Below are 22,460 nucleotides of genomic sequence, written 5' to 3'. Positions count from 1 at the left end.
GCGCCGGGACGCCCGCCGTGCCGCTCCGAGGGCGCCGGGGCGCTCGCCGTGCCGCCCCGAGAACGCCGCCGCGGCGCCGCGAACCATGGGCCCGCCGGGCACCGGGTCAGGGGACCGAGCAGGTGCCGTTCTCCGTGAGCTCGGCCGCGAGCTCGACGTCGGTCGTCCCCGCCTCCTCCGGGGTCTCGCCCAGCGCCATCTGCTGGCCCAGGCCCACCAGCGCCACGGCCGGGAGGGCCGCGATCGGCGTCGGCGTCTGACCCGACTCCGAGCCCTCGATGACGCCGGAGATGTCGGTGCGCAGCTGGTCGTAGTCGGGGTAGGTCGGGAACAGGTCGTCGTAGTACGGCGGGGCGGCGCCGTACTGGATCAGCTCGTGGTCCTTGGCCTTGAGCCCGACGTCGACGAAGCTGGACAGCTGCGCCTCCGGGATGTCCGTCTCGATGATCTGCTCGCCGGCCTCGGTGATGGACTGGAACTTGGTCAGCACGTTGGCCGGGTCCAGCTGGGCGAGCATCGCCGACTGCACGCACCGTTGGCGCGCCTCGCGGTCGTAGTCCGAGGCGCCCTCGCGGGAGCGGGCGTACCAGAGGGCGTGGAAGCCGTCGAGGTGCTGCACGCCGGGTTCGATGTACCCGTCGATCGGGTTCTTCTCGCCCGTGATCTCGTTGGTGCCGCCGCCGATCGGGACCCGCCCGCCGACGTCGACCGTAATGCCGCCCAGCGCGTCGATCAGGTTGGAGAAGCCGTCCATGTCCACCACGATGTAGGCCTGGACGTCCAGGCCGGTGATGCCCGAGGCGGCGTCCTTCATGGCCTCCGCGCCGGGGTCGGGGGAGTCGGGGTACAGGTCGGGGTGCTCCTGGGCCACGGTCGGGTAGAGGGCGTTGAGGATGCACTCGTCGCCGCAGCTGAAGCCGTTGGGGAAGACCTGCCAGAGCGGCGAGTCCTCGGAGAACTGCGCCCCCTGCATGTTGCGGGGCAGGGAGATGGTGACGGCCTGGCCGGTCTTGGCGTCGACGCTGAACACGGTCATCGAGTCCGGGCGCCGGCCGACGCGGTCCTCACCGGCGTCGCCGCCCATCAGCAGGAAGTTGTACCGGCCCTCGACGGGCTCGAAGGCCTGCCCGCCCGAGAAGATGCTGTTCAGCGCCGAGCGGCCCACGCCCACCAGGTAGGCGGAGTAGCCGAGTGAGCCCGAGGTGAGGACCATGAGCACGACGCAGCCGATCAGGACCGCGGGCCGCATCCCCTGCGCGAGCAGGCCGGGCCGGATGAGGCGCAGCGCGTCCAGGAACAGCACCGCCCAGCCGATGGCGAGCAGGATCAGCGCCACGATCAGCACGAGCGAGGTGAAACGCCCGGTGACCAGGGCGAACAACCACGTCCGGTGCAGCAGGAAGAGCAGGCCGGCGAGGATCAGGGCGCCCCACACGGAGAAGGTCACGGTCAGGGCGCGCCGGCCCAGGGTCCGGTTCCCGGCGATCAGCTGCGCGGAGCCGGGCAGGAACGTGGTCAGGGCCAGCAGGATCCAGGCGCGCTTGGTGCGCGTGACGGCGCCCGCCTGGGCGGGGTGGCGCAGGGGGTCGGTGAGGTGCGGCCTGCCGACCGGGTCGTCCAGGCCGCGCTCGGCGGCCGGCTGCTCGGGGTGGTCCAGGTGGGGGGAAGGAGGGGTCATATCTCTGCCGGCGTCGGGGAGGCGGGCCGGCCGCCGGGCGGGGCGGTCCGGTCCGTGGGGCGATGCGGGCGGGAGGCGTGCTCCTCACGCCCGCGGGGGCGGTGCCGCCGGGCGGGGCCGCGGCGAGCGGGTCCCGCCCGGAGGGCGACCGAGGGCGTCAGGGGGCGTAGGCGCCGCCCGAGTCCTCTCGGTCCTCGCGCGCGGCGGGGGAGCCCTCGTCCTCCGCCCGGCGGGCGCGGACCTTGCGGCTCAGCGCCTCGCCCTTGTCCTGGGCGGTCTGGCGCAGGTCGTCGGCGAACTCGCGGAGGTCGGAGCGGACCTCCGCGGCGGCGGCCGTCTCGCCGGAGCCCAGGATGCGGGCCGCGAGCAGCCCCGCGTTCCGGGCGCCGTCGATCGAGACCGTGGCCACCGGGACCCCGGCGGGCATCTGCACGATGGACAGCAGCGAGTCGAGGCCGTCGAGGGACTTCAGCTTGACCGGCACGCCGATGACGGGGAGGACCGTCAGCGAGGCGAGCATGCCCGGCAGGTGGGCGGCGCCCCCGGCCCCGGCGATCACGACGCGCAGGCCGCGCTCCTCGGCCGTGCGGCCGTACTCGACCATCTCCTCCGGCATCCGGTGCGCCGAGACCACCCGGGCCTCGTAGGGGATGCCGAACTCCTCGAGGGCCTCGGCGGCGGCCTCCATGACGGTCCAGTCGGAGTCGGACCCCATGACGAGTCCCACCACGGCCGTGTCTTCCGAATCGCTCACTGCTCGCTCCTGTTCCAGGGGTGGTCGCCGGCCGCGCCCCGGGGCGCCCCGTCGCGGATGATGCCCGCGGCGCCGGCCGCCTCGGCGCGCAGGCGCTCGACGTCGTCGGCCGGGCCGGTCACGTTGACGTGGCCGACCTTGCGGCCCGGGCGGACCCCCTTGCCGTAGGTGTGCACCTTGGCGCCGGGGTGGGCCGCCATCGCGGCCGGGTAGGCGGAGAACAGGTCCGGGTTGGACCCGCCCAGGTAGTTCTTCATGACGGTGGCCTCGGCCGTGCGCTCGGTGCTGCCCAGCGGGAGGTCCAGGACCGCGCGCAGGTGCTGCTCGAACTGGCTGGTGACCGAGCCGTCCATGGTCCAGTGCCCCGAGTTGTGCGGGCGCATGGCCAGCTCGTTGACGACGAAGCCGGGGCCGCGGCCAGGGACCTCGAAGAGCTCGGCGGCCATGACGCCGGTGACCCCGAGCTCGCGCGCGATGGTCAGGGCCGCCTCCCGGGCGGCGTCGGCGGTCTCGGGGGAGAGGCCGGGGGCGGGGGCGATGATCTCGTCGCACACGGAGTCGACCTGGATGGACTCGACGACGTCCCACGCCCGGGCCTCGCCGGACGGGCGCCGGGCGACCAGGGCCGAGAGCTCGCGGGAGAAGGCGACCTTCTCCTCGGCGAGCAGGGCGCCGTCGTCGACGCCGGCGGCGCGGGCGGCCTCGAACCACTCGGCCACGGCCTCGCCCGCGGCGTCCTTGCGCTCGACGATCATCACGCCCTTGCCGTCGTACCCGCCGCGCGGGGTCTTCAGCACCACGGGCCAGCCGGCGCGCTCGCCGAACTCGGTCAGCTCCTCGGGGGAGCGCACCGCGGCCCACTCCGGGTTGGGCAGGCCGAGGCGCTCGACGGCGCGGCGCATCTCGATCTTGTCCTGGGCGTGGATCAGCGCGGCGGGGCCGGGCTGCACGTTCACCCCCTCGGACAGCAGGGCGTGCAGGTGCTCGGAGGGGACGTGCTCGTGGTCGAAGGTCACGACGTCGACGCCGAGGGCGAAGCGCCGCAGCGCGTCGAGGTCGCGGTAGTCCCCGACGGGCGCCGTCGGCACCACGGCCGCCGCGCACACCTCGGGGGACTCCGCGAGGATGCGCAGGTCGAGGCCGAGTTCTGAGGCCTCGGGCGCCATCATGCGGGCCAGCTGGCCGCCGCCGATCACTCCGACTACAGGTCCGGTTACAGGAAAGCTCACCGTCCCAGGCTACCCGTTGACGTACGTCACGGTCATGTTGCCGCTCCTTTCCCGGCATAATCCCAGCGGCCATGAGTAGACTCTCTCGATGAACCGCCGCCCGCCGCGATCCACGGCCTGGGCGCGCCCGCGCATCGCGCGACGGCCGAGGGCGGTGCCCGTGAAGCCGATCCCCCTGGAGACTGAGTGTCCACCGTTGCCGAGAAAGTCCGAGGGCTCTGGGAGCTCTTCATCAAGGAGGTCCTGAAGTTCGGGATCGTGGGCGGCATGGCCTTCATCGTGAACGCCTCCGTCACCTGGTTCCTGATGAGCACCTGGTTCCAGGACGACGGCCACGGCAAGGCCAAGTTCATCGCCGGCGTGATCGCCACGATCTTCTCCTGGATCGTCAACCGCATGTGGACCTTCCGCGAGAAGCGGCAGGAGAACAAGTGGCGCGAGGCGGTCCAGTTCGCGGTCGTCAACCTCATCGGGATCGCCGTGGAGTCCGGCTGCGTCCTGTTCACCTTCCACGTGCTGGGGATGACCTCGCGCGAGGCCTCGTTCGTCTCGGGCACCATCGTGGGCACGGTGCTCGGCACCATCGTGCGCTACTTCGCCTACCGCTTCTGGGTCTACGGCAACGCCCGGGAGACCAAGCAGAGCGAGGAGTTCACCCGGGAGGAGCGGGTCGGCCAGTTCGTCGACGACGCGACCCGGATCGTGACCGGCAAGCTGCCGGTCGACGAGGTGCTGAAGGGCGCGCGCAAGCGGCCCGACCACTGAGACGCGGCGGCGCCGGCCGCGGGGGCTCCGGGACCGCCTGAGGGGGCGGCCGGTCCTGCCGTTTTGGTCCGGGCAGTCATCCCGGTGGGGACGCTCGTACCGGTCGGGTCACTCGTCCGGGTCGGGTCACTCGTCCGGGTCGGGTCGTTCGTCCCTGCCCGGTCGCCCGTCCAGGCCCGGTCACCCGTCCAGGGCGGCGCGCTCCTCGGCGAGGATCCTCTCCAGCTGCGCGCGGTCCTCGGCGAGCTCGGCGCGGATCAGCACGACGGCGCGCCCGCCAGCATGACCCCGGCGTACCGGGCCAGGTCCTGCGCCCCGAGCACCTCGTCGCCGACGACGAACGCCGCGCCGCCCGCGCGCCCGCCGGCCGCGCCCGCGTGCTCGCCGACCAGGTCCAGCCACCGCCGCAGCGTGAGGCCCGCCGCGGCGTCGTCCTCGGCCGCGGCCACCTCCAGCCCGGGCGGGAGCTGCTCGAAGGGGAGGAAGACGTCGCCCTGGGCCCGGATCTCGCGGACGAAGTCGACGGCGTCGCCCGGGAGCCCGCCGGCGCCGTCGTAGGACATCGCGAGGGCCCCGCGGGCGAGCAGCAGCGCGGTTCCGGCGGCCTCCGCCGCCGCGTCGTGCTCGAACCCGGCCCACAGGTCCGGGCCCTCCTCCCGGGGCGTGAGCCGGCAGCCGGCGCGCAGCGCCCCCAGCGCCAGGGCGACCGAGCGCCAGTGCGGGCCGCCCTCCAGGCGCAGCGAGGCGCCGGGCTCGACGTCGAGCTCCTCGCTGAGGAGGTTGGCCGACTTCGCGACCCAGTTCTCCAGCACCCGGCCGGACAGCTCGATCCGCTCGCCGCCCGGGGCGTACCAGACGAGGGCGGGGCCGGAGGAGGCCGCGAGGGTCGCGAAATAAGACTCCACATTGGCCGGTGCATTGGGAACTGTGCGGTCGCTCATGCTTTCATCGTAACCGTCGGCACCTGCCGCCTCCCGTCGTCTCGAGGCCGTCACATGGCTTGACGGAGCGTGCTTACAACGTTGTAATTATGTGAGGCATTTGGAATATCGTCGCGCTGACATCCGGGGGCGTGAGGAAGGATGGGCATGACCGAATCGATCCGCCGCCAACACGCAACGCTTGACTCCGAGGGAGTCGCGGAGGAGCGAGCCCCCGAGAGCCACGGCGCCGAATGGGGCGCCGTCGGCCAGAGCCTGGAGGACCAGGCGACCGCCCTGCTCGAGCGCCACGCCGAGGCCCCCGCCCCGCGCGCCGAGCCCGCCGACGCCCAGGAGGCCTCGGCTGACCTCTTCTCCTCCGATCCGGCCGTGCTCAAGCTGTGGCAGGCCGCCGCCGGGCAGTACGGCGTCGACGAGGAGGAGGGCGAGCTCGCCTGGCAGGCCGACGCGCTCTGCGCGCAGACCGACCCCGAGGCCTTCTTCCCGGAGAAGGGCGGATCCACGCGCGACGCCAAGCGCGTGTGCTCCGAGTGCCCGGTCAGCGAGGCGTGCCTCGACTACGCCCTCGCCAAGGACGAGCGGTTCGGCATCTGGGGCGGGCTGTCGGAGCGGGAGCGGCGTCGGCTGCGCAAGCGCGCGAGCTGACTCCCCAGATTGCGGTAGTACCCTGAACCCGATGACCGAGAACATTCGCGCCTGCTCGCGCATGACCTGCCAGCGCGCCGCCACCCTGACCCTGACCTACGCCTACGCGGAATCGACCGTGGTGATCGGCCCGCTGGCCACCCGCGTGGAGCCCCACGCGTACGACCTCTGCGCCGTCCACGCGAGCCGGCTCACCGCCCCGCGCGGCTGGGAGGTCGTGCGGCTCGAGGCCGCCGCGACCCCCGAGGTCGACGCCCCCTCCTGAAACGCGCCTTTCTTCCTCTCACCGTCCCGGCATCGCCGACTGGCGACTCCCGCCGCACGTCAGACCGAGGTCTGCGGGTGCCGCGCCGCGTCCCGCCGGACTGCACCCGCCGCGGGCCCGGCGTAACCTTCCCTACCGGGCGGTACACTTCACCAAAACGAGCATTTCGCGTTGCACGAGAGGACTGTCAGTTCGTGAACACCACCCCGTCTCCCGAGCCGTCACGGCCCGGTGCCGCCGCCCGCCCCGTGACCCGCCGGACGCTGATGCGCGGGGGCGCCCTGGGCGTGTTCGGGGCGATCTTCCTGAGCGCCTGCTCCCAGGGCGAGCAGAGCGCCCAGGGAGACCCGAGCGCCTCCCCGCAGGGATCCTCGAGCCCGACGCCGACCTCGGCGGCGTCGACCGCGCCCCCGGCGCTCACCGTGGAGCCCGAGGACGGCGCCCAGCAGGTCAACCCCGTCGCGCCCGTGCGGGTCAGCGCGGACCGGGGCGCCCTCGAGCGCGTCGACCTCACCGGGCCCGCGGGGCCGGTCGAGGGCGAGATGTCGGAGGACGGGCGGACGTGGACGGCGTCGGGCCCCCTGGACTTCAACGCCGCCTACACCCTGAGCTACGCCGCGGCGGATGGCACGGACCGCTCCGAGGGGGAGCGCACCTTCTCGACCGTGACGCCCGAGCTCGAGGCGAACGCGACGCTCAACGTCGTCGACGGCGGGACCTACGGCACCGGGCAGATCATCCAGTTCTCCTTCTCCGAGCCCGTGTCCCGCAAGGCCGAGGTCGAGCAGGCCATCAGCGTCACCGGCGGGGGAGTCGCGGCGGGCCGCTTCCGCTGGTACAGCGACACCCTGATGCGGTATCGGCCGCCGGAGAAGTGGGCGCCGCACTCGCGGGTCGAGGTCGCGGCGGACCTGCTGGGGGTCGACTTCGGCAACGGCATGATCGGCAACGAGAACACCCGGCTGGCGTTCGCGACCGGGGCGAAGCACTACGCGGTCGTGGAGAACTCGGACAAGGTCCTGCGGGTCTTCGTCGACGACCGGCTGGTCGAGGAGTTCCCCGCGACGCTGGGCAACGAGGACTGGCCCTCGGTCACCGGCGAGCTGGTGATCATGGAGCAGCAGGCCAAGTACAGCTTCAACCCGAAGTCCCTGGGCCTGACCAAGGACGACCCCCACTGGTACGAGCCCTTCGACGCCTCGTGGACCTCGCGCCTGACTCGCTCGGGCGTGTTCGTGCACCAGGCGCTGCCCTCGGCGATCCCGCTGCTGGGCGTCGCCAACGTCTCCCACGGCTGCATCGGGCTGCCGCCGGAGGGCGCGCGGTACATCTTCGAGAACTTCCGCGTGGGCGACGTGATCGAGGCCAAGGGCACCGGATACCCCGAGGCGGACCCCGACGACGGCTTCGGCGACTGGAACATCCCCTTCGAGCACTACGCCGACGCCGCGTGGAAGGGCAACTGGTAGAGTTCAGCCGACGATCCCGCGCCGGCCGGTGCGGGCCTGACCCGCGCCGAGGAGCAGCATGCCGCGTTCCCCCCGAGACGACGCCGAGCACACCCCGTGGTCGGCCTCGCCCCAGCAGGAGTGGGACGGGCTGATGCCCGCCGTCACCGAGCCCGGGTCTGGGACGGGATCCCGCGCCGCGGGCGAGGGCCCGGCCGCCGGGGGCGGCACGGCGCCGGGCGACGGTTCGGCCCCGGGCCACGGTTCGGCCCCGCCGACGCCCCGGCGGGCGAGCACCCGGCCGGTGCGAGCGCCCCGGCGTCGCCCGCGCCCCGCCGCCCCCGGGCGCTGCGGCTGCGGCAGGCCCTGATCGCGCTCGCGGTCCCGCTGGTGACCCTGGCCCTGGCCCTGCGCGCCGTCGCGAGCCCGCTCTTCCTCTGGATCGAATACCACCGCCCGGGCTTTCCGGCGGACCCCTACGGCTTCAGCCCCGAGGAGCGGATGACCTACGGCTCCCACGGGCTCGACTACATCCTGAACTTCGCCCCGGAGCGCTACCTCGGCGACGTCGTGCTGGGCAACGGCGACCGGGCCTTCACCGCGCCCGAGATCGGCCACATGACCGACGTCAAGCACGTGCTGCTCTGGGCCCTGCTGGCCGTCGCGGTGTTCGCGCTCGTGGCCGCCGCGGGCGCCCTGGGACTCCGGCGCCGGGCCCCGGGCTCGGCGCGCCGGGCCCTGTTCCTGGGCGGGTGGCTCACGCTGGCCCTCATGCTCGCGCTGGGCGTGAGCGCCGCGCTCGGCTGGGAGTCCTTCTTCGTGGCCTTCCACGAGCTGTTCTTCCCGCAGGGGAACTGGGCCTTCCGCCTCTCGGACACGCTGATCCGGCTCTACCCGCCGCAGTTCTGGGTCGACGCCGCGGCCACCGTGGGCGCCCTGGCGCTGATCGTCTCGACCGCGCTGCTCGCCGCGACCTGGCCGCGCTCCCGCCGGCGTCGCCGCGCCTGACCCAGCCTCCCGCGGCGCGCCGCCCGCTCAGATCCAGCTGTCGAACCACATGAGCGAGCGCCAGTCGTCGTAGGGAATCGCCGTCCCGAGCCACAGCGGCAGCAGGTGGTTGGCCACCAGCAGCGCCATCGCCACGAAGGCCCCCACCACCGCGAGCCCGGCGCGCCGTCGGCGCACACCGTCGCCCGGCCTCCCGAGCCCCAGCCCGAGCACGGCCGTGAGCCCCAGGACGAGCCAGGGCAGGAAGGACAGCGCGTAGAAGTAGAACGTGGTCCGCTCCGGGTACATGAACCACGGCAGGTAGCCGGACGCGAAGACGACCACGATGGCCCCCATCCGCCAGTCCCGCTTGAGGATCCACCACAGCGTCACCAGCAGCATCGCCGCCGCGCCGGCCCACCACACGAGCGGGTTGCCGACGTTGAGGATGGCCTCCGAGCAGGGCCCCGGCGAGCAGCCGGCCGTCCCGGCGTCGTAGCTCTCGTAGTAGTACGACGTCGGCCGGGCCAGCAGGAGCCACTGCCACGCGGGGGACTGGTAGGTGTGCGGCGAGTGGAGCCCCTGGTGGAAGGCGTAGGCGGAGCGGTGGTACTCCCACAGGCTGCGCAGCGCCGGCGGAAGCCACCCGACCCCCTGCCCCGGGTGCTGCGCGGCCCAGTCGCGGTCGTAGGCCCCGGACGAGGCGAACCACCCCGACCACGTGACGAGGTAGGTCAGCAGTCCGGTGCCCACGATCGCCAGGAACGCCGGCCACGAGTCCTTGACCACCGCCGCGGTGAACCAGCTGCGGATCCCGGCCACGCGCCGGGCCCCGGCGTCCCACAGCACCGTCATGAGCCCGAGGGCGGCGACGAAGAACAGGGCGTTCCACTTCACGCCGACCGCGGCCCCGCAGCAGACGCCCGCCGCGATGCGCCACCAGCGCACCCCGAGCCACGGTCCGTAGGCGAGGAAGGCGGCACTGGGCGGCCGACCCCCGGGACCGGCGGCGGCCGCGACGAGCCGGGCCAGACGGCGTCGGGCCTGGAGCCGGTCCGCGACGAGGCAGGCGAAGGCCGCGAGCAGCCAGAACATGAGGAAGATGTCCAGCAGGGCCAGGCGCGACTGGACCAGGTGCAGCCCGTCGACCGACATCAGCAGCCCCGCGATCGAGGCCAGCGTGACCGACCTGAACAGCATCCACGCGACCCACATCAGCAGCGCGATGGACAGGACGCCGATCAGGGCCGCGGAGAAGCGCCAGCCGAAGGGGTTGTCCCCGCCGAACAGCCACATCCCGGCCGCGATCATCCACTTGCCCAGCGGCGGGTGGACGACGTAGGAGGGCGAGCCCTCGGGCGTGCCCGGGTCGCCCGCGACGAAGGCGGCGTTGGCGCTCTCCGGCCAGGACCGCTCGTAGCCGAAGTGGAGGAGGGAGTACGAGTCCTTGACGTAGTAGGTCTCGTCGAAGACGATCGCGTTCGGGTGCGCCAGGCCCGTGAAGCGCAGCAGCGCCGCGAGCAGCAGGACGAGCGCGGGGGCGGCCCAGGCGAGCCGGGGCAGCGCCGCGGGGACCGCCCGGAGCCGGTCCAGCAGGGAGTCCTCGGCGAACGCGCCCGCCGGGAACCGGGGTCCTCGGCGGGCGCGCGCTGCGATCGGGGTGGTGCTCATCCGGACCATGCTACGTCAGGGCGCTGGCCGATCCCCGCCGACTCAGGTCGCGCGGTGCCCGCCCTCGACCGCGCCCGTCTCCGCGGCACCGGGCGATCCGAGGGAGCCGGGCTCGACGCCGTCGGGCGCCTCCACGGCCTGCGCCGCGGCGAACTGGGACTCGTAGAGGGCCCGGTACGGCCCGTGGGCCTCCATCAGCTCGAGGTGGCCGCCCTGCTCCACGATCTCGCCGGCCTCCATCACCAGGATCGTGTCCGCGTCGCGGATCGTGGAGAGCCGGTGGGCGATGACGAAGGAGGTCCGCTGGGCCCGCAGCGCCGACATGGCCCGCTGGACCAGCACCTCGGTGCGGGTGTCCACCGAGGAGGTCGCCTCGTCGAGGATCAGCACGGCCGGGTCGGCCAGGAACGCGCGCGCGATGGTGATCAGCTGGCGCTCGCCCGCCGAGATCGCGCCGCCCTCCTGGTCGATCACGGTCCCGTAGCCCTCGGGCAGGGCGCGGACGAAGCGGTCCACGTAGGTGGCCCGGGCCGCCGCGAGCACCTCCTCGTCGCTCGCGTCCAGCCGGCCGTAGCGGATGTTCTCCAGGATGCTGCCCTCGAAGAGGACCGCGTCCTGCAGGACCATGCCGGTGGACTGGCGCAGCCGGTCCCGGGTCATGTCCCGGACGTCGACGCCGTCCAGGGTGATCGCGCCGGCGTCGACGTCGTAGAAGCGCATGATGAGGTTGACCAGCGTGGTCTTGCCCGCTCCGGTGGGCCCCACGATCGCGACGGTCTGGCCCGGCTCGGCGCGCAGGCTCAGGTCGCGGATGAGCGGCCGGTCGGGGGTGTAGGAGAAGTCGACGTCGCGGAACTCGATCCGGCCGCGCACCCGCTCCTCCGGGTCCCGCGCGGCGTCGACGTCGGCCGGCTGCTCCGGCTCGTCGAGCAGCTCGAAGACCCGCTCGCCGCTGGCCACGCCCGACTGCAGCATGTTGGCCATGCCCGCGATCTGCGCGATCGGCTCGTTGAACTGCCGCGTGTACTGGATGAACGCGGTCGCCGCGCCCAGCGAGATCTGCCCGTTGGCGACCTTGAGCGCCCCGAGCACCGCGATGCCCACGTACCCCAGGTAGTTCACGAACTGCATGATCGGCATCATCATGCCGGAGAGGAACTGGGCCCTGAACGCGGCGCCGTACACGGCCTCGTTGCGCTCGTCGAAGCGCTCCCGCATGGCCGGGCCGCGGCCGAAGACGCGCACGACGTCGTGCCCCGTGAAGGACTCCTCGACGTGCCCGTTCAGCTCGCCCGTGCTCTTCCACTGCGCGCCGAACAGCTTCTGGCTGCGCTTGCCGATGATCCCGACGACGACGCCGGAGACCGGCAGCGCGACCAGCGTCACCAGCGCGAGCTGCCACGAGATCGTGAACATCATGACGCCCACGCCCACGATCGTCAGCAGCGAGTACACCAGCTGCGCGAAGGCCTGCTGGAGCGCCTGCTGGACGTTGTCCATGTCGTTGGTGGTGCGGGACAGGACGTCACCGCGCTGGCGGGTGTCGAAGTAGCTCAGCGGCAGCGCGTTGACCTTGGCCTCCACGCGGCGGCGGAGGTCGTAGACCACGTGCATGACCAGGTCGTTGAGGATGCGCCCCTGGATCCACATGAACACCGCGGCCAGGCCGTACATGCCCACGACCGTGAGCAGCGCCTGCGCGAGCGCGGGGAAGTCGATGCCGGAGCCGGGGACGAACCGCATGCCCGAGAGCATGTCGGCCAGCTGCCCCTGGCCCTGGGCGCGCAGCCCCTCGACCACCGCCCCGGAGCTCACGCCGGCGGGCGTCTGCGAGCCCACGACGCCGGCGAAGATCAGGTCCATCGCGTGTCCCAGCACCCGCGGGGCGGCGACCTGCAGCAGGACCGAGGCCACGGCCACGACGACCAGGCGGATCCGGAACCGGCCGAGCTCCCGGACCAGGCGCAGGGCCGTGGGCCAGAACGCCTTGATCTGGGGCGTGGGGGCCTGCTCGTCCATGAACTCGCTCATGCCGCCTCCTCCGCAGAGAGCTGGGACTCGACGATCTCCCGGTAGGTCTCCGAGGAGTCGAGGAGCTCGGAGTGGGTCCCGCGGGCGACGATCCTGCCGGCGTCGAGCAGGAGGATCTGGTCCGCGTGGGTGATGGTCGAGACGCGCTGGGCCACGATGATCACCGCGGCGTCCCGCGTGCGCGGCTCGAGGGCGGCGCGCAGCCGCGCGTCGGTCGCGACGTCGAGCGCGGAGAACGAGTCGTCGAAGAGGTAGACCGCGGGGCGGGCGACCAGCGCGCGGGCGATGCACAGCCGCTGGCGCTGCCCGCCGGAGACGTTGGTGCCGCCCTGGGAGATGCCGGAGTCGAGCCCGCGCGCGGCCTCCTCGCCCTCGCCGGTGACCCGGTCCTGGACGAACTCCGTGGCCTGGGCGGTCTCCAGGGCGTCCCAGAGCCGCGCGTCGGGGGCCTCGGAGTCGCCGAAGCGCAGGTTGCTCGCCACGGTCCCGGAGAACAGGTACGGCTTCTGCGGCACGGAGCCCACGCGGCCGGTGATCGCGGCCGGATCCATGCGGCGGACGTCGACGCCGTCGAGCAGCACGCTGCCCTCGGTCGCGTCGTAGAGGCGCGGGATGAGGCTGACCAGGGTGGACTTGCCGGCGCCGGTCGAGCCGATGATCGCCGTCGTGGTCCCGGGCTCGGCGCGGAAGGAGATGTCCCGCAGCACCGCACCCTCGGCGCCGGGGTAGCGGAAGCCCACGTTGCGGAACTCGACGACGCCGCGGCGCCCGGCGGGCTCCTCGGGGTCCTCGGGGGCGACGACGGACGGGCGGGTCGCCAGGACCTCGCCGATCCGCTGCGCGCACACGATCGCGCGCGGGAACATCATGGCCATGAAGGTCCCCATCAGCACGGCCATGAGGATCTGCATGAGGTACTGCATGAACGCGGTCAGGGAGCCGACCTCCATCTGCCCGGCGTCCACGCGCTGCCCGCCGAACCACAGCACCGCGGCCTCGGCCGCGAAGAGCAGGACCGTGATGATGGGCCCGATCAGCACGAACAGCCGGCCGATGTGCACCGAGACGTCCGTGATGGCCTGGTTGGCGTCGGCGAAGCGCTCGGTCTCGTGGCGCTCGCGGACGAAGGCCCGGATCACCCGGATGCCCATGATCTGCTCGCGCAGCACGGAGTTCACGCCGTCGACCCGGCTCTGCATGACCCGGAACAGCGGCATCAGCCGGCGGATGAACAGCACCATGATGAGCACGACCGCCGGCGCGGAGACCCACACCAGCCAGGACAGCCCCACGTCCTCCCGGATGGCCATGATGACGCCGCCCACGATCATGATCGGCATCATCACCATGAAGTTCATGATCATGAGCAGCAGCATCTGGATCTGCTGGACGTCGTTGGTGCCCCGGGTGATGAGCGAGGGCGCCCCGAAGCGGGAGAGCTCCTGCGAGCCGAAGGAGTCGACGCCGCCGTAGACCGCCGCGCGCAGGTCCCGGCCAACCGCCATCGAGGCCATCGCGCCGAAGTAGACCGCCACGATCGCGGTGGAGACCTGCACGAGCGAGACCAGCAGCATGACGCCGCCGGTGCGCCAGATGAAGTCGGTGTCCCCGGTGGTCACGCCCCGGTCGATGATCTCGGCGTTCAGGCTGGGCAGGTAGAGGGCGGCCAGGACCGAGACGAGCTGCAGGAGCAGCACCGCGGCGATCCTGCCCTTGTACGGTGCGCTGTAGCGGCGCAGGAGCGAGAGCAGCATGAGTGGATCCCACCTGACGGCTGAATGAGGCGGGGTAATTCTACGCCGCAACGCATTTGGCAACAAGGGAGCGCGCGGGGGATCATCGAGGTTCAAGACCCGGGCGCCCTGAGGCGTCCGCGCCGCCGAGTAGAAAGCCATGACGGTCACGCCATGACGAGCCCCGGATCCACCCGCGCCGACGCCGCCCCCGACCTCCCGACCCACGACCCGGCGCGCCGGCCGGGCCTCTGGAGGTTCCTGCTGGACGTCCTCCGCGGCGCGCTCGTGGGCAGCGTCGAGACCGTGCCGGGGGTGAGCGGGGGGACCGTGGCGCTCGTCGTCGGGCTCTACGACCGGCTCATCGCCTCGCTGGGGCACATGGTCTCCGGGGTCAAGGACTGGCTGATCGGGACGATCCGGCGCGACCGGTCCCGGGCCGCGCGGGCCGCGTGGAACTTCCGCCGGGTGCACTGGTGGACGCTGCTGCCGGTGGGGATCGGCATGGTCGTCGCGCTCGCGGTCATGGCCGGGATCATGTCCCGGCTGGTCGAGGAGCACCCGGTGCAGACCTCCGCCGCGTTCTTCGGCATGGTGCTGGCCTCGCTCTACGTACCGTTCTCCATGGTGAGCCGGTGGCGGCTGCGGGACCTGCCCGTCACGCTGGCGGCCTTCGCCGCGGCCTTCGCGCTGGTCTCGCTGCCGCCCAGCGGGGCCGCGGAGCCGAACGCGCTGCAGATCGTGCTGGCCGCCGCGGTGGCGGTCTCCGCGCTGATCCTGCCCGGGCTCTCGGGCTCCTTCCTGCTGCTGACCTTCGGGATGTACGAGGTCACCCTGGGCGCGGTGCGGGACCGGGACTTCGGCTACATCGGCCTGTTCTTCCTGGGCGCGGTCCTGGGCATGGTCACGGTCATCAAGGGGCTGCAGTGGCTGCTCGAGCACCACTTCCACCTCACCCTGGTGATCCTGACCGGCGTCATGGCCGGGGCGCTGCGGGCGCTGTGGCCGTGGACCGGCGAGGACAACGCGCTGCAGCCGGTGGGCGAGCACGCGGGGGCGGCCCTCGGCTGGGCGATCGCCGGGTTCCTGGCCGTGGCGCTCACCATCCTGGTGGAGCGGCTCGCGGCGCGGGCGGCCGGCCGGCGCGCGGGCTCCCTCGACCCCGGCGTGAGCGGTCTTCCCGGCCGCGCGGGGTGAGCCGCCTCTCGGAGCCGGGCGCGGGGCCCCGCGGGTGACTACAGTGGGACGCGTGAGTGACCACCGAGACCCCAGCGCCCCGCCGAGCACGACGCCGCGTCCCGGGAGGGGCGCACCCCGAGCGGCGAGACCGCGCCCTGACCGGCGGGGACCGCGCCCCGAGCGGCGGGGAGCGCGTCCCAAGCGGCGAGGACCGCGCGCCGGCGGATCGGGACCGCGACCCGGACGCGGAGGACCGCGACGCCGCCCGGGGCGAGTCCCTCGCCCTGCGGGACACGGCCGCCGAGGGCGGCGCCCTCGTCCTCGCCGCGACCCCCATCGGCAACCTCCGGGACGCCTCCGAGCGGCTCCGGGAGTACCTGAGCAGCGCCGACGTCGTCGCCGTCGAGGACACCCGCCGGCTGCGGACCCTGGCCTCCGGGCTGGGGGTCAGCGTCGGCGGCCGGGTCGTGACCAACCACGACCACAACGAGGCGCGGCGCGCCGAGGAGCTGGTCGAGGAGGTGCGCGCGGGCCGGACCGTGCTGCTGATCTCCGACGCCGGGATGCCCACGGTCTCCGACCCGGGGTTCCGCGTGGTCGAGCGCGCCGCCGAGGAGGGGCTGCGGATCACCTGCGCCCCGGGCCCCTCGGCGGTGCTCTCGGCGCTGGCGGTCTCCGGGCTGCCCACCGACCGCTTCACCTTCGAGGGCTTCATCCCCCGGAAGGCCTCGGACCGGCGCACCCGCCTGCGCGAGCTGACGGGGGAGCGGCGCACCATGGTCTTCTACGAGGCGCCGCACCGGCTCGCCGCGATGCTCGGCGCCCTGGTCGAGACCTTCGGCGACGAGCGGCGCGCCGTCGTCGCCCGCGAGCTGACCAAGCTGCACGAGGAGGTGCTGCGCGGCACGCTGGGCGAGCTCTACGTGTGGGCCGAGCACCACCAGGTCCGCGGCGAGATCGCGGTGGTCCTGGCCGGTGCGGCGGAGCCCGAGGCCGCGGATCCCGAGGACCTCACCGGCGAGGTCGAGTCGCTGGTGGCCGAGGGCATGCGGCTGAAGGAGGCCGCCGGCCAGGTCGCGGAGGAGAACAACGTGAGCAAGCGGGATCTCTACGAGGCCGTGCTCGCCGAGCGCTCCTCGGACGGGTAGGGGCCCGGCCGTCACAGTGGCGGTCCCCCCCACCGAGAGCCCCCACCCCGTCGACAGCCCTCGCCCGTCGACCCCGCCCACCCGTCGCGCCCGTCCCCGGCCGCCCCCCTCCCCCCCCGCCCCACGGCACCTTTCCACCCCTGCCACACGGCGCCAGCCGGCCCCCGCCGCGCGGCGCCGAGGAAGCGAGCACCCCCGCATGTGCATCTCTCCGGACCGGACCTGGCGCGACCTCGCGCCCGACGCCGCCGAGCTGCTGGCCACGCTGTGGCCCGACCCCGCGACCCGCCCCGGCGTCGTCCCCGGCGAGGTCCCGCCCGCCTACGAGCCGGAGCGCTACGCGACCGCGGACGAGGCCAGCGGGCCGGGCACCCGGCGTCGTTCCTCCTCCGGCGAGGACGGGCGCTCCCGCAACCTCGTCTTCCCGAAGGCGCCCGAGCCGCTGCCCGAGGCGATCGCGGACAACCACACCCACATGGACCTGCTCGACGGCGACGTCGCCGTCTCGGCCCGCGACGCGCTGGACACCGGCGCGGCGCTCGGCGTCGGGGCCGTGGTGCAGGTCGGCTGCGACCTGCCCTCCTCGGCCTACGCGGTCGCCGCCGCCGAGGCCGACCCCCGGGTCCTCGCCGCCGTCGCGATCCACCCGAACGAGGCGCCGGCGCTCGCCGCCGCGGGAGAGCTCGACGCCGCCCTGGAGGCCCTCGCCGAGATGGCCGGATCCCCGCGGGTCCGCGCGATCGGCGAGACCGGCCTCGACTACTTCCGCACCCCCGAGGAGGGCCGGGAGGCGCAGCGGGAGAGCTTCCGCCGCCACATCCGCCTGGCCCACGCGACCGGCCTGGCCCTGCAGATCCACGACCGGGACGCCCACGACGACGTCGTCGCGATCCTCGACGAGGAGGGCGCTCCCGAGCGCACGGTCTTCCACTGTTACTCGGGCGGCCCGGAGCTGGCCGAGATCTGCAACGCCCGCGGCTGGCGCATGTCCTTCGCCGGGACGGTGACCTTCAAGAACTCCCGGGACATCCAGGCCTCCCTGGAGATCGCCCGGCCGGAGCTGATCCTCGCCGAGACCGACGCCCCGTTCCTCACCCCGCATCCCTTCCGGGGCCGGCCCAACGCCTCGTACATGACCAACTACACGGTCCGCTACATGGCCCAGCGGCGCGGGGAGGACCTCGCCGGGCTGTGCCGCACGATCCGGGAGAACTCCGTGGCGGTCTACGGGTCCTGGGGGCTGCCGGGCTTCGGGGAGTGAGCGGGCGCGGGGCGGGTCGTGTGCGCAACGCGGGCCGGCTTGACGTGGGCCGGCGCGACGCGCGGCGCGGGCGGGCTCGGCGCATGGCGGGCGGCGCCGTCCCGGGCGGGCCGACGGCGTCGGGAACCGCCCCGCGCGCCGTCATAGTAGGGTGCATACAGTGAAAGACAACGCGCTGCTGGGACCCGCCGAGATCCGCGAGCTCGCCGAGCGGGCGGGCATCCGGCCCACCAAGACCCTCGGGCAGAACTTCGTGATCGACCCGAACACGATCCGCCGCATCATCGCCACCGCCGGCGTGGAGCCGGGGGAGACGGTGCTCGAGGTCGGGCCCGGGCTGGGCTCGCTCACGCTCGGGCTGCTGGACGCGGCCGAGCGCGTCGTCGCCGTCGAGATCGACCCGCCGCTGGCCCACCAGCTGCCCGAGACGGTGGAGCGCTTCCGGCCCGAGGCGGGCGGGCGGCTCGACGTCGTGCTCTCCGACGCCCTGAGGGTGACCGAGCTGCCCGCCGCACCCGACGCGCTCGTGGCCAACCTGCCCTACAACGTGGCCGTGCCGGTGCTGATCCACCTGCTGGAGACCTTCCCCTCGATCCGCCACGGCCTGGTCATGGTCCAGGACGAGGTCGCGGACCGGCTGGCGGCCGGGCCCGGGTCCAAGGTCTACGGCGTGCCATCGGTCAAGGCCTCCTGGTTCGCCGAGGTGCGCAAGGCCGGGGTGATCGGGACCAACGTGTTCTGGCCGGCGCCCAAGATCCGCTCCGGGCTGGTGGCCTTCACGCGCCGCGAGAAGCCGCTGGCGGAGGTGGACCGCGGGACGCTGTTCCGGGTCGTCGACGCCGCCTTCGCCCAGCGCCGCAAGACCCTGCGCTCGGCGCTGGCCGGGTGGGCCGGCTCCGGCGCGGCGGCCGAGGAGGTCCTGACGCGGGCGGGCGTCGACCCGTCGCTGCGGGGCGAGCGACTCGGGGTCGAGGAGTTCGCGCGGATCGCCGCCGCGGCGGACGCGCCGGGCCCCGAGGCCGACGCTCCGGACGCGGACCCGGCCCCGTGACCGCCTCGCCGCGCTGCACCGCGACGGCGCCGGGGAAGGTCAACCTCCACTTCGCCGTGGGCGACGCCCGCGCGGACGGGTACCACGACGTCGCGAGCCTCTACGCCGCGGTGGACCTGCACGAGACCGTGACCGCCGAGCTGGGCCCGCGCGGCGCGGGCGTGACCGTCGAGACGACGCTCGCCCCGGGCTCCGCGCTGGAGCGGATGGCCGCGGCCGGCCGCTTCAGCCTGGACTCCGTCCCCGCCGACGGGACCAACCTGGCCGTGCGGGCCGCGGACCTCCTGCTGCGCCGCCACGGCCTGCCCGAGGACCTGGGGCTGCGCCTGGAGGTCGTCAAGGAGATCCCCGTGGCGGGCGGCATGGCGGGCGGGTCCGCCGACGCCGCCGCCGCCCTGCGTGCCGTGGACCGGCTGCTCGCGCTGACCGGCCTGGCCCCAGCCCTGGCCCCGGCCGAGCTGACCGCCCTCGCGGCCCGGCTGGGCGCCGACGTGCCCTTCGCGCTGCTCGGCGGCGTCGCCGTCGGAACCGGGACCGGGACCGAGCTCAGGCCGGTGCGGCTGGCGGAGCCGCTCGAGGTCGAGCTGGTGCCGGCCGCCTTCGGCCTCTCGACGCCGGAGGTGTTCCGCGAGCTGGACCGGCTGCGCGCCGACGACGCCGCCTCGGGCGGTCGGGCCACCCCGGCGGCGCGTGCCCCGGCAGAGGTCACGGTGCCGCCGGACCTGCTGGAGGCGCTCGCGCGGCCCGGGGACGACGCCGCCGCCCTCGCGCCGCTGCTGCGCAACGACCTCCAGCGCGCCGCGCTCAGCCTGCGCCCCGAGCTAGGCCCCGTCCTGGCCCCGCGGCCCGGCTGGGCGAGCCTGCTCTCGGGCTCCGGTCCCACGGTGATGCGCCTGCGCCGGCGGAGGGCCGGTGGGCCGGGTGCCGACGGCCCGGAAGCCGCCGACGGCCCGGAGGCCGCCAACGCGCTCACGGGCGCGGAAGCGATCCGCACGACGATTCCGGCGACCGGCTGAGCACGCGGCCGCGCGCGCGACCCGGTCGAGCGGCTGCCCCCGCGGCCCCGCCCGCCCCCGCTCAGGGCAGCGCCACCCGCCGCATCGCGCCGAGGAAGGCCGCAGTCAGCGGGTTCGCGTCGTCGGCCCGGGTCGCGGCCACGATCTGCCGGCGCGGCATCGTCTCCGCGATGGGCAGGGCGACGACGTCGTCCTCGTCCGGCCGGTAGCTCAGCTGCGGGATCATCGCCACCGCGAGCCCCGCGGCCACGATCCCCTTCACGGTCCCGAGGTTGTTGCTGCGGAAGGCGATCTCCGGCCGGAACCCGCTCCGCGCGCACAGCTCCTGCAGGCAGTGGTGCGAGGGGGTCTCCTCGCGGTGCGCGACCCAGGTCTCGCCGTGCAGCTCCTCGAGGCGCACCGAGGGCCTGCCGGCCAGGCGGTGCTTGCGGTGCGCCACGACGTACAGGTCCTCCGTCATGACCTCCGAGAGCCGGAGGTTGTCCGGGAACTTGCGGGGGACCAGGTCGTACTGGAAGCCCAGGGCCAGGTCCAGGCCGCCGTCGGAGACGCGGGGGAACAGCTCGTAGGGCTCGCCCTCGTCCAGGGTGATCTGGACCTCGCGCCGGCGCACCAGGAAGCGCGCGATGGCCTGGCCCATGATCGGCCCGCCCGCCGAGTCGAAGGTGCCGACCCGCAGCCGCCCGGTCTCCCCGGCGCCCAGCCGGGCGAGGTCCACCTCCAGCTGCCCGAGCAGGTCGATCACCTGCTCGCTGCGCTCCTGGACGTAGTGGGCGGCCTCGGTGGGCGTGACCCGCCGCGGCTCCCGGTCGAACAGCCGGATCCCGAGGCTGCGCTCGAGGGCGGACATCTGCTGGGAGACCGCCGACGGCGTGTAGCCGAGCTCGCGCGCGGCGGCGGCGAAGGACCCGGTGCGCATCACGGCGCCCATGGTCGCGAGGCTGTTGACGTCGAGTGTCATGCCGAGAGTGTATATCGGTCCGCCCGCCGCGCACCGGGCCGGGGAGGCCGACGCCGCCCGCCCGCCGTCGAGCATCAGCAGCACTGTGCTCCAGCTCACCCATCTCTAATCCTCGCGGCCTCGCACGGCCGCCCCCCGCCCCTAGAGTTGTGACCCAGATCCCTCAAGCCCGGGTCCCCCGGACCCGACCAGCGGAAGCGTGACTGCCATGACCACCACCACCGATCCGATCCGGATCGTCATCTTCGTCCTCTACATCGTGATCATCCTCGCCATCGGCATCTGGGCCTACCGGAAGAACACGGGGATGAGCGACTTCGCCATCGGCGGCCGCCGGCTCGGCACGTTCGTCACCGCCGTGAGCGCCAAGGCCACCGACTCCAGCCAGTGGGTGTTCTTCGGGCTGCCGGGGGCGTTCTACGTCAGCGGCGTCGTCAACACCTGGATGATCGTCGGGCTGACGCTCGGCTTCTACCTCAGCTGGAAGGTCCTCGCCGGGCGCCTGAGGGACTACTCGGAGCGCAGCATGGACTGGCGCGGGGACGCGGCGAGCGAGTCCGTGACCCTCCCCGGGTTCTTCGCCAACCGCTTCCACAGCGACGCCCTCCGCAGCGCCTCCGCGGTCTTCATCATCATCTTCTACGTCATCTACCTCGGCTCGGCGTTCATCGCCACCGGCATCATCTTCGCCCAGGTCTTCGGCAGCTCGGTGATGACGGGCACGATCGTGGGGGCCGTGGCCGTGATGGCCTACTCCTCGCTGGGCGGCTACCTGGCCAGCAGCTACACCGACCTGATCCAGGGGCTGCTGATGTTCGTCAGCCTCGCGATCGTGATGGTGGTGGCGCTGCTCAACGCGGGCGGGATCGGCGGCATCGCCGGCGCCCTGACCGAGCAGAACCCGGACATGGGCAACCTGTTCTCCCAGGTCGCGCTGGTGGACGGGCAGTGGGACACCACGACGACGTTCGCGATCGTCGCGATCGTCTCCTCGCTGGCCTGGGGCCTCGGCTACTTCGGCTCGCCGCACATCCTGGTCCGGTTCATGGGGATGCGGTCCAAGGAGTCCGCCAAGAACGGCGCGCGCCTGGGCCTGGTCCTGTCGATCACCCTGCTCGGCTCCGCCGGCGTCATCGGCCTGGCCGCGGTGGCCAGCTACGGCAATGGCATGGAGGCCGACCCCGAGGGCATCTACATGCACTACGTCTCGACCATGCTTCCCACCTGGATGGCGGGCATCTTCCTCGCCGGCGTCCTCTCGGCCATCATGAGCACCGCCTCCTCGCAGCTGGTCGTGGCCTCCACGACCCTGACCGAGGACTTCTACCGGGCCTTCCTCCATCGGGACGCCTCCCCGCAGCGGCTGCTCTGGCTGAGCCGGGCGACCGTGGTGCTGTGCACCGTGATCGGCGTCGTCGTGGCGCTCAACGGCGGGACCATCCTGGACCTCGTCGGGTACGCCTGGGCCGGCTTCGGCGCGACCTTCGGGCCGGTCCTGATCGCGGCCCTCTACTCCCGCCGCTCGACCTGGGTCGGCGCGCTCGCCAGCATCGTCGCCGGTGGAGCCACCGTCATCGTTTACCGGCAGATCGACACGATCGGGCTCTACGAGCTGGTCCCGGGCTTCCTCGTCGGGATGCTCGCGCTGTGGGCGGGCAACCGCCTCGGCCCGGCGCCGAGCGAGAAGGTCACCCGCC

Annotated in this window: 19 protein-coding genes; 11 read left to right on the top strand and 8 right to left on the bottom strand. The window is 73.5% G+C overall.

The features are described 5' to 3' along the window. Window positions 1-106: 106 nt before the first annotated feature. The 3 genes from NBM05_RS13595 to NBM05_RS13585 all read right to left on the bottom strand — a co-directional run bounded on the left by NBM05_RS13595 (window position 107) and on the right by NBM05_RS13585 (window position 3,601). Entirely contained in the window at window positions 107-1,678 is a 1,572-nt protein-coding gene (locus NBM05_RS13595; RefSeq protein ID WP_254168561.1) for an LCP family protein, read from the bottom strand. 157 nt (window positions 1,679-1,835) lie between these two features. Beyond that, window positions 1,836-2,393: a 5-(carboxyamino)imidazole ribonucleotide mutase gene (gene purE / locus NBM05_RS13590; protein ID WP_254168570.1), complete on the bottom strand. Its 558-nt coding sequence runs from the start codon at window positions 2,391-2,393 to the stop codon at window positions 1,836-1,838. A gap of 35 nt (window positions 2,394-2,428) precedes the next feature. Next, a complete protein-coding gene (locus NBM05_RS13585) occupies window positions 2,429-3,601 on the bottom strand; it encodes a 5-(carboxyamino)imidazole ribonucleotide synthase (protein WP_254168568.1) in 1,173 nt (390 codons plus the stop codon). A gap of 246 nt (window positions 3,602-3,847) precedes the next feature. Here NBM05_RS13585 and NBM05_RS13580 point away from each other — a divergent pair, with 246 nt between their 5' ends. Next, the gene (locus NBM05_RS13580; RefSeq protein WP_254168558.1) at window positions 3,848-4,426 is read left to right on the top strand and encodes a GtrA family protein; all 579 of its coding nucleotides are present in this window, start codon (window positions 3,848-3,850) and stop codon (window positions 4,424-4,426) included. A gap of 257 nt (window positions 4,427-4,683) precedes the next feature. Here the strand turns inward: NBM05_RS13580 and NBM05_RS13575 are convergent, their stop codons facing one another. Continuing rightward, window positions 4,684-5,367 carry a TIGR03089 family protein gene (locus NBM05_RS13575; RefSeq protein WP_254168556.1) on the bottom strand — a complete coding sequence of 228 codons (684 nt, stop codon included), beginning with the start codon at window positions 5,365-5,367 and terminating at the stop codon, window positions 4,684-4,686. Window positions 5,368-5,508: 141 nt separating this feature from the next. Between NBM05_RS13575 and NBM05_RS15480 the strand changes: the two genes are divergently transcribed. The 4 genes from NBM05_RS15480 to NBM05_RS13555 all read left to right on the top strand — a co-directional run bounded on the left by NBM05_RS15480 (window position 5,509) and on the right by NBM05_RS13555 (window position 8,733). Then, window positions 5,509-6,012 (top strand): WhiB family transcriptional regulator, encoded by a 504-nt coding sequence (locus tag NBM05_RS15480; RefSeq protein WP_373689340.1) that lies wholly within the window; start codon window positions 5,509-5,511, stop codon window positions 6,010-6,012. Window positions 6,013-6,043: 31 nt separating this feature from the next. Next, window positions 6,044-6,277, top strand: a complete 234-nt coding sequence (locus NBM05_RS13565; protein ID WP_373689339.1) for a DUF3499 family protein — start codon at window positions 6,044-6,046, stop codon at window positions 6,275-6,277. Window positions 6,278-6,471: 194 nt separating this feature from the next. Further along, window positions 6,472-7,746: a L,D-transpeptidase gene (locus NBM05_RS13560; protein ID WP_254168554.1), complete on the top strand. Its 1,275-nt coding sequence runs from the start codon at window positions 6,472-6,474 to the stop codon at window positions 7,744-7,746. Between the two features lie 120 nt (window positions 7,747-7,866). Beyond that, a complete protein-coding gene (locus NBM05_RS13555) occupies window positions 7,867-8,733 on the top strand; it encodes a TIGR01906 family membrane protein (RefSeq protein WP_254168552.1) in 867 nt (288 codons plus the stop codon). Between the two features lie 27 nt (window positions 8,734-8,760). Here NBM05_RS13555 and NBM05_RS13550 read toward each other — a convergent pair whose 3' ends face one another. Genes NBM05_RS13550 through NBM05_RS13540 form a run of 3 tightly spaced genes read right to left on the bottom strand, consistent with a single transcriptional unit; the run spans window position 8,761 to window position 14,168 of the window. Continuing rightward, window positions 8,761-10,383 carry a dolichyl-phosphate-mannose--protein mannosyltransferase gene (locus NBM05_RS13550; RefSeq protein WP_254168549.1) on the bottom strand — a complete coding sequence of 541 codons (1,623 nt, stop codon included), beginning with the start codon at window positions 10,381-10,383 and terminating at the stop codon, window positions 8,761-8,763. A gap of 42 nt (window positions 10,384-10,425) precedes the next feature. After that, complete coding sequence (locus NBM05_RS13545; protein ID WP_254168547.1) at window positions 10,426-12,414, bottom strand: ABC transporter ATP-binding protein; 1,989 nt, start codon at window positions 12,412-12,414, stop codon at window positions 10,426-10,428. Further along, window positions 12,411-14,168, bottom strand: coding sequence for an ABC transporter ATP-binding protein (locus NBM05_RS13540; RefSeq protein WP_254168546.1), 1,758 nt, complete (start codon window positions 14,166-14,168; stop codon window positions 12,411-12,413). The genes NBM05_RS13545 and NBM05_RS13540 overlap by 4 nt, the downstream gene beginning before the upstream one ends. Window positions 14,169-14,321: 153 nt before the next feature. Here NBM05_RS13540 and NBM05_RS13535 point away from each other — a divergent pair, with 153 nt between their 5' ends. From NBM05_RS13535 to NBM05_RS13515, 5 genes are all read left to right on the top strand, one after another. Continuing rightward, entirely contained in the window at window positions 14,322-15,344 is a 1,023-nt protein-coding gene (locus NBM05_RS13535) for a DUF368 domain-containing protein (RefSeq protein WP_254168544.1), read from the top strand. A gap of 266 nt (window positions 15,345-15,610) precedes the next feature. Then, complete coding sequence (gene rsmI, locus NBM05_RS13530) at window positions 15,611-16,474, top strand: 16S rRNA (cytidine(1402)-2'-O)-methyltransferase (RefSeq protein WP_254168564.1); 864 nt, start codon at window positions 15,611-15,613, stop codon at window positions 16,472-16,474. Between the two features lie 199 nt (window positions 16,475-16,673). Further along, window positions 16,674-17,735, top strand: a complete 1,062-nt coding sequence (locus NBM05_RS13525) for a TatD family hydrolase (protein WP_254168542.1) — start codon at window positions 16,674-16,676, stop codon at window positions 17,733-17,735. Window positions 17,736-17,895: 160 nt separating this feature from the next. Next, entirely contained in the window at window positions 17,896-18,786 is an 891-nt protein-coding gene (rsmA, locus tag NBM05_RS13520) for a 16S rRNA (adenine(1518)-N(6)/adenine(1519)-N(6))-dimethyltransferase RsmA (protein WP_254168540.1), read from the top strand. Beyond that, complete coding sequence (locus tag NBM05_RS13515; protein ID WP_254168538.1) at window positions 18,783-19,802, top strand: GHMP family kinase ATP-binding protein; 1,020 nt, start codon at window positions 18,783-18,785, stop codon at window positions 19,800-19,802. The genes rsmA and NBM05_RS13515 overlap by 4 nt, the downstream gene beginning before the upstream one ends. Before the next feature lie 61 nt (window positions 19,803-19,863). Here NBM05_RS13515 and NBM05_RS13510 read toward each other — a convergent pair whose 3' ends face one another. Continuing rightward, the gene (locus NBM05_RS13510) at window positions 19,864-20,763 is read right to left on the bottom strand and encodes a LysR family transcriptional regulator (RefSeq protein WP_254168536.1); all 900 of its coding nucleotides are present in this window, start codon (window positions 20,761-20,763) and stop codon (window positions 19,864-19,866) included. A 208-nt stretch (window positions 20,764-20,971) separates the two neighbouring features. Between NBM05_RS13510 and NBM05_RS13505 the strand changes: the two genes are divergently transcribed. Then, the coding region (locus tag NBM05_RS13505; RefSeq protein ID WP_254168534.1) for a sodium/proline symporter at window positions 20,972-22,460 on the top strand (1,489 nt) is incomplete at its 3' end.

Origin of the sequence: Rothia santali (assembly GCF_024199905.1) — a bacterium.
GTDB lineage: Bacteria > Actinomycetota > Actinomycetes > Actinomycetales > Micrococcaceae > Rothia > Rothia santali.
This window is presented reverse-complemented; position numbering and strand designations above follow the sequence as displayed.